The sequence below is a fragment of the Mycobacterium sp. IDUB_9 genome (assembly GCF_055419505.1).
In genome coordinates this window covers 104,848-111,678 of record NZ_JBVAXU010000011.1, presented here as the reverse complement: position 1 = coordinate 111,678, position 6,831 = coordinate 104,848, and the positions used below count along the sequence as shown (strand labels likewise).

General features: G+C 63.6%; 4 protein-coding genes. All 4 read left to right on the top strand.

All coding sequences use genetic code 11. The features are described from left to right. Window positions 1-564 (top strand): C40 family peptidase (locus ACZY08_RS29620; protein WP_463748162.1); only part of this gene is annotated, 564 nt, incomplete at its 5' end. Window positions 565-699: 135 nt separating this feature from the next. Further along, window positions 700-2,241, top strand: a complete 1,542-nt coding sequence (eccB, locus tag ACZY08_RS29615) for a type VII secretion protein EccB (protein ID WP_124713175.1) — start codon at window positions 700-702, stop codon at window positions 2,239-2,241. Further along, window positions 2,238-6,464: a type VII secretion protein EccCa gene (gene eccCa, locus ACZY08_RS29610; RefSeq protein ID WP_463748161.1), complete on the top strand. Its 4,227-nt coding sequence runs from the start codon at window positions 2,238-2,240 to the stop codon at window positions 6,462-6,464. Before eccB ends, eccCa begins: the two co-directional genes overlap by 4 nt. 70 nt (window positions 6,465-6,534) lie before the next feature. After that, the gene (locus ACZY08_RS29605; RefSeq protein WP_124713177.1) at window positions 6,535-6,831 is read left to right on the top strand and encodes a PE family protein; all 297 of its coding nucleotides are present in this window, start codon (window positions 6,535-6,537) and stop codon (window positions 6,829-6,831) included.

Sequence of the window (6,831 nt, the reverse complement as noted above, 5' to 3'; positions counted from 1 at the left end):
GGCCGCGGGATGATGGGCGGGATGGGGATGCCCAGTTTCGGCGGTGGTGGTGGCGGTATGCCCACCGGCGGTGGCGGTGGCGGGATCCCCGGCCTCAACGCCTTGGCCGGCCTAACCTCACTCGGCCGCGGCCAGAATGGTCACCGCGGCGCATCCGGTGCCGAACAGCAGGTCAATGCACTGTTCGGCCAGGGTCGCGCGCCCAACGGGACCATCGAGCGAGCCATTGCGTTCGCCAAAGCTCAGCTGGGTGAGCCGTATCGTCTGGGCGCGAATGGTCCTGATGTCTGGGACTGCTCGTCGTTGGTCCAAAAGGCCTATGCGAGTGCGGGGGTTTCGTTGCCGCGCACGACATATGAGCAGATTGGTGTTGGTATGCCGGTGTCGCGCAGCGATATACGAGCCGGGGACATCATCCTGCAAAATTTCTCGGCGCCCGGCGTTCCTGAGCATGTGGCGCTGGCCGTATCGCCGACGATGCAGATTGAAGCGCCGAATTCGCGCGAGGTAGTGAAGTACTCGCCGATACCCTCGGGCCCCATCGTGGTCAAGCGGGTCGCCTGACACCGATCAGCCTCGGTCACTGGGCGCAGTGATCGGGCGGGATTCGATGGATTTTGGTGTGGTTGAGGGTGCTGGCCACCGTTAGTTTGGGGATACGCGAATGCGTTCGCCTGGGCGGACGGGGAGGTAGACGGGGTGGCTGAGCAGCAAGAACCGGATCAGAACGCGACTTCAGGTGGGTCGCGGTGGCGGGGCCGCGGGCTGGGCTATGCAACTCGTGTGCAGGTGACCGCGCACCAGTTCAATGCGCGGCGTGCCGTCACAGCATTGACCCGCTGGTATGTCGGTATGGAGTCCGATCAGCATCGCAGGCAGTCGATGGCTCATCTGGCCGGTGCGACCGTCGTGGTGGTGATCTGCCTGGGTGCCTTGTTTTGGTCGTTTCTGCGGCCAGCGGGATCGGCGGGGCAGTCCAAGATCATTGCCGACCAGAACACGAACGCGCTGTATGTGCGGGTCGGCGACACCTTGCGTCCTGTTCTGAATCTGGCGTCGGCGCGGTTGATCGCGGGATCTGCGGACAATCCTGTGCGGGTCCGCAACAGTGAGATCGAGTCGCGGCCGCGGGGAACACTGGTGGGTATCCCCGGCGCCCCGGACCAGCTGGCTGTGACCTCGCCGCCCAAATCGTCGTGGCTGGTGTGCGATGCGGTCACGAAGGCGTTCGGCGCCGGCGCCCCAGAGCCTGTGACTGTGACCGTGATTGACGGTCAGCCTGACCTATCTGACCGCCGGCGGGTGCTCGACCCGCAGGATGCGGTGCTGCTGCGCTATGACGACGGTGTGTGGCTGATCCGCGACGGCCGCCGCTCCAAGGTTGACCCTGCCCAGCGCCCGGTCCTGCTGGCGCTGGGGGTGAGCGCCGACAACATCTCCTCGGCGCGGCCGATGAGCAAGGCGTTGTTCGATGCGATCCCGGTCGGATCGGCTCTGTCGGTGCCGATGATTCCCAAACTCGGTGAGCCAGCGGGCTTTCCGAAGGCCCCGGGCCCGGTGGGAACGGTGGTGTCGACTCCGCAGGTCGGCGGTGACCTCACGTACTCGGTGGTGCTGGCCAACGGAATGCAGACCGTCTCGCCGGTGGTGGCGCAGATCTTGCAGAACGCGAACGGAACGGGCGCGGGGATGCCGGTCCTGGCCGGCCCCGCGCTCGCTGACCTTCCTGTCACCGACAGCTTGGATGTCTCGGCCTATCCGGATCAACGGTTGCGGCTGGTGGACACCGAGGCGAACCCGGCTACGTGTTGGTGGTGGCAGAAGACGATCGGGGAGGGCCGTGCGCAGACGTCGCTGGTGTCGGGCCCGACGGTGCCGATCGCGGCCGACAAAGTGGACAGGGTCGTGGCCAGAGCCAAGCCTGATCCGTCCGGCGCATTGGCCGACAAGGTGTACTTCGGGCCGGATGCGGCGAACTACGTGGCCTCCACGGGCAACGATCCCGCCGCGGCAACCGTGGAAACGCAGTGGTTCATCTCGGAGTGGGGTGCCCGTTTCGGGGTGCCCCGCGATCAGGAGACAGAGCGCGCGCTGGGATTTGGCACAGCGACCATCCCGGCTCCGTGGGTGGTTCTCAAGTTGTTGACGCTGGGCCCGGTGTTGTCGAAAGCGGATGCGGCGGTAACCCATGACATTTTGCCGACAGATCAGCAGCCAGGGGAATTGAGGCAGCCGAAGTGAAAAAGAGTTTTGGTCGCGAAACGGTTCTTGAGGCCCCGCGCAAAATCACGCCCAGGCAGATCAATCTGCTCGCTCCGTTGAAAGTACCTGTGCCCGAGGGCAAGCCGTGGTGGCTGGTCGTGGTGGCCATCGGCGTCATCGGCTTGGTCGGTGGCATCGTGGTGGTCTCGTTCGCTAGCGGTGCAAGAACCTTCAACGGGGTAGGTGCGCTGTTTCCGATCATGATGGTCGGCGGCATCATCGCGATGCTGTTCGGTAGCCGGTTCGGCGGGGGCAACCAGATGTCGCGAGGCAAGATGGATGCCCTACGCGCCCAGTTCATGGTGAAACTTGATGACCTGCGGCGCGACTCGGACCGGGCCGCAGATGATCTGGATGAGAACTTCCGCTGGTATCACCCGCCGACGTCGACGTTGGAAGCCGCACTCGGTGGACGCAGGATGTGGGAACGCAGCCCGGCCGGACGCGATACCTGGTTCGGCGTCATTCGGGTGGGTGTGGGTATGACGTCGTTGAAGCAGGCGCAAGCGGTGTCCTTCGCCGAGCCGGCCGACATGCCCACCGATATCGAGATGGAGCCCGCGACCGGGGTTGCGCTGCAGGAGTTCGTTCGCGCCCAGCAGGTCACCTATGGAACACCGGCGTTGATTTCACTGCTCGTCGAGCCGGGTTGGCGGCTGGATGGCGATCGTGAGCGCGCGCTGGCGTTGATGCGGGCCATTGTGTGCCAGATGGTGTTCTCTCATGGGCCCGATCACCTGCAGCTGATCGCTGTCACCGATGACGTCGAGGAGTGGGATTGGCTCAAGTGGCTTCCCCATGTCGCCGACAACCGCGTCCAGGACGCCGCCGGCGGGTTGCGGATGGTCTACCCGTCGGTGCGGGACTTCTACGATGCGCAATACGGTGCTGTTCTGCAGGGCCGCGACCGGTTCAATCCGCGCCACGGCGCGGCCAAAGATCAGATCCAGCCGCTTCCGCACACAGTCATCATCAGCGACGTGTCCGATGGGTCCACGTGGAGCTCGTTGATCAACCCTGATGGTGTCGCGGGTGTCACGGTATTCGACCTACGCGGCGTGGTGCCCACGAGCGCAAATCCGCAGCGGCTGCTGCGGGTGAGTCCGACCGGCGATGTCGACGCGGTCCCGCGCGATCTCAACACCTTCGCCCCCGAACTCGACAACGAGCCGACATTCTTCGCCCGCGCCGACCAGATGAACCGGGAAGAGGCAGAGAATTTCGCGCTTGGCATGGCGCGGCAGCGGCTCTCTCAGGCGTACGAAATGATCGATGTCGCTGAGGATCCGAGCAACGGGCCGGCTCGCGACATCCTCAGCTACTACGACATTGATGACCCCGCGAACATCAACTTCAACGCGTTGTGGGGTTCGCGCAGAGACATCTTGTCCGAGGACCGGATGATCGCCCCGTATGGCACGCGAGCAGACACCGGGGAGCTGCTCACACTCGACATCAAGGAGACTGCCGCTGGCCCACACGGAATCATGGTCGGCACAACAGGGTCCGGCAAGACCGAGGGCCTGAAAACGTTCCTGCTCAGTTTGATTCTGGGTCACTCGCCGGAGATTTTGCAGCTGGTTCTGGCTGACTTCAAGGGCGGGGCGGGTGTGAAGCCGTTTTTCGGTGCACCTCACGTGTCATGTGTGATGACCGACCTTGAAGATGACCAAACGCAGCTGGGCCGGTTCGTCGACGCCCTGTTCGGCGAGATCGCCCGACGCAAGAAGATGTGCGATGACATCAATGCCGGAGATGCGGAGGACTACAACCGCCGTCGAGCCGACGCGGCCCGCAACCCTAACGGTCCTCAGCTGGATCCGATGCCTCGATTGTTCGTTGTGGTCGACGAGTTCACCGAGGGCTTCAAGATGGACCCGAACTTGCCGGTCATCTTCGACCAGATCGTGCGCCAGGGCCGCTCGCTGTGGGTCCATCTTCTGCTGGCCAGCCAGGAAGTGGACTCCCGAGCTGACAAGCTGACGACCAACATTCGGTATCGGCTGGCTCTGCGAACCGACTCAACGGCCAGTGCAGCTGCGTCCGGAGTGCCGGCGTCGGCGAACCTGCCGAACAAGAAGGGACTGGGCTATCTGCGTGTCGGGCTGACGGACGATCTGACCAAGATTCAGTTCGAGTACATGTGGCGCGACTACCGCAAACCCGGCGCGGTCAAGGATGACGACGGCGATACCGATCTGTCGACGAGCTCGCTGGAATACTTTGAGCCGCAGCTGTTCACGGTGGCACCGATCATTGTCGACGAGCCCGCCGTGGACGAGGGTACGGCGCAGCTCGTCGAGACCGACATCCCGCCGTCGTCCTCTTCCGACGACGACAGCGCTATTCGTAAGCCCAAGGTCGGTGAAGTCATCATCGACCAGCTCCGCGCGATTCCGTTCGAACCCCATCGGTTGTTCGGTCCGCCGTTGGACAAGCCGAGCACGATCGACGAGGTCGTCGAGATGTATCTGGGCCGACCGTGGGACGAGCGCTACGCTGCCCAGCCCGACCTGGTGTTTCCGATCGGCGTCATCGACAGACCGTTCAAGCAGGACCAGCAACCCCTATTGGCAGATGGCACAGGCAATTTGATGGTGCTGGGTGGACAGAGCTCAGGTAAGACCACCACGCTGGTGGACCTCATCTGCGCCGCGGCGATGACGCATACGCCAGAACAGGTGCAGTTCTACGTTCTGGCCTTGTCGGGCACCTCCCTGGCGGCGAGCGTGCGCGACTTCCCGCACGTGGGCCGGGTCGCGACCATGCTGGAAGAAGACGCCATTCGACGGACTGTGGCAGAACTTCTGGAGCTGCTTACCGTGCGTCGTCGCGGATTCCTCGAGTGGGGTGTGACCTCGATGGAGGAGTTCCGCAACCGCAAAGCCGCTGTGCGCCGGCAAGCGGGGGAGCAGGCCTCCGACGATCCGGTGGCCCAGGACCGGTTCGGCGATGTCTATTTGGTCATCGACAACTTCGCAGCCCTGACCGATCAGGCGTCGACATTCCGCGGCAAAGAGGTTCTCGTCGACGAGATCAACAAGTTGATCCGCGAAGGTGGCAGCTTCGGCATCCACGTGGTGGTGGCGGTGAGCAAGCCCCAGGAGTTGTCGCCCCAGATGCGTGACTTGTTCAACGAGGGTCGTATCGAGTTGAAGGCTGACGAGACGAACGTGCGGCTGGTGAAGTCCTCGGAAGCCAAGAAGGTTCCCAGTAACCGCCCGGGCCGCGGCATGGTTCAGCAGAACTATCTGCGAGAGGGGTGGGATGTGGTCGGCCTGCACACCATGATGGCGCGCCCAGCGTTGCGCGGAACTGGAGAGCGGGTGTTCGAAGCACAGAGCGTGGTGGCGAGGGTGTCCCAGCTGGCCGAGGGTTACCGGCCTGCCCCGCGTGTGCGCCAGCTTCCCAATCGCGTCGAGCTCGCGCAGCTGCGCAAGTCCGCCGCATCTCATAACCATGCTGGTGCGGTGTGGGCGGTCAACGAGTTCTCGCTGCCAGTGGGGTTGGATAACGCTCGCTCGCCGTTCCTGGTGGTCACGGGCAGCCGGCAATGTGGTCGCACGACGACATGTGCGGCGATCATGTCCGAGATCGGCCGGGTTTATGCGCCCGGTTCATCGAAAGCGGTGCGGGCTGCTGACGACACCCGGCCGTCGGCGCAGGTCTGGTTGATCAGTCCGAGTCGTGAGCTGCTGCGGGTGCTCGATGACAGCTATGTGGAGGTCTTCTCCTACCGCACCGACACCACTGGACAGCTGGCCGAACGTCTCAGCACGGTTTTGGCTGACCGGCTCCCGCAGGCTGACCTGGCGATGGATGCCACGTTCGAGAAGTCTTGGACGGGCCCGGAGATCTTCCTGGTGATCGACGATGCCGAGCGCCTGCCGGCGGGTTACAACCACGTGTTCACGCCGTTGATGGAGGCGGCGAACGCCGCCGAAGATGTCGGACTTCACATCATCTACAGCCGTCAATTCGGTGGCTGGATGAGCGTGGCGGGACGCGATCCCCTGCTAGCAACAATGATGCAAGCAAACGCAGATTTGCTGGTGATGGATTCCGATTCGGACGAAGGGTTCGTCCGCGGAAGGTGGAAAGGTCATCCGATGCCTCAAGGGCGCGGATTCTTGATGGGTACCGGCGGATCGGGATCATACGTGCAGGTGGGATGGGTTCCGGTGGGTACTGAGAATGGTTGATTTTGGCTACGGCGCAACCTGCAGACCGCCGTTATGCTGAGTCTCACATCGTGACGTCGGGAGGAAATTCATGTTTGTCAACACCAGTCCGGCAGCAATGCTGGCAACCGCCGGAGAACTGCAGGGACTCGGCTCGACCATGACGGCAGCCAATGGCGCCGTCGCCGCTCCGACCACCGGTGTTCTCCCGCCGGCGGCCGATCCCACCTCGGCGCTGCTTGCGCTGTCGTTCGCCACTCATGGCGGGGTGTACCAGGCGGCAGGTGGGGTGGCGACGGCGGTCAATGAGATGTTCGTGACCACGATGGGTGTGGGGGCCGGCAGCTATGAAGCCACCGAGGCCCTCAACGTTCTTGCGTCGATGTAG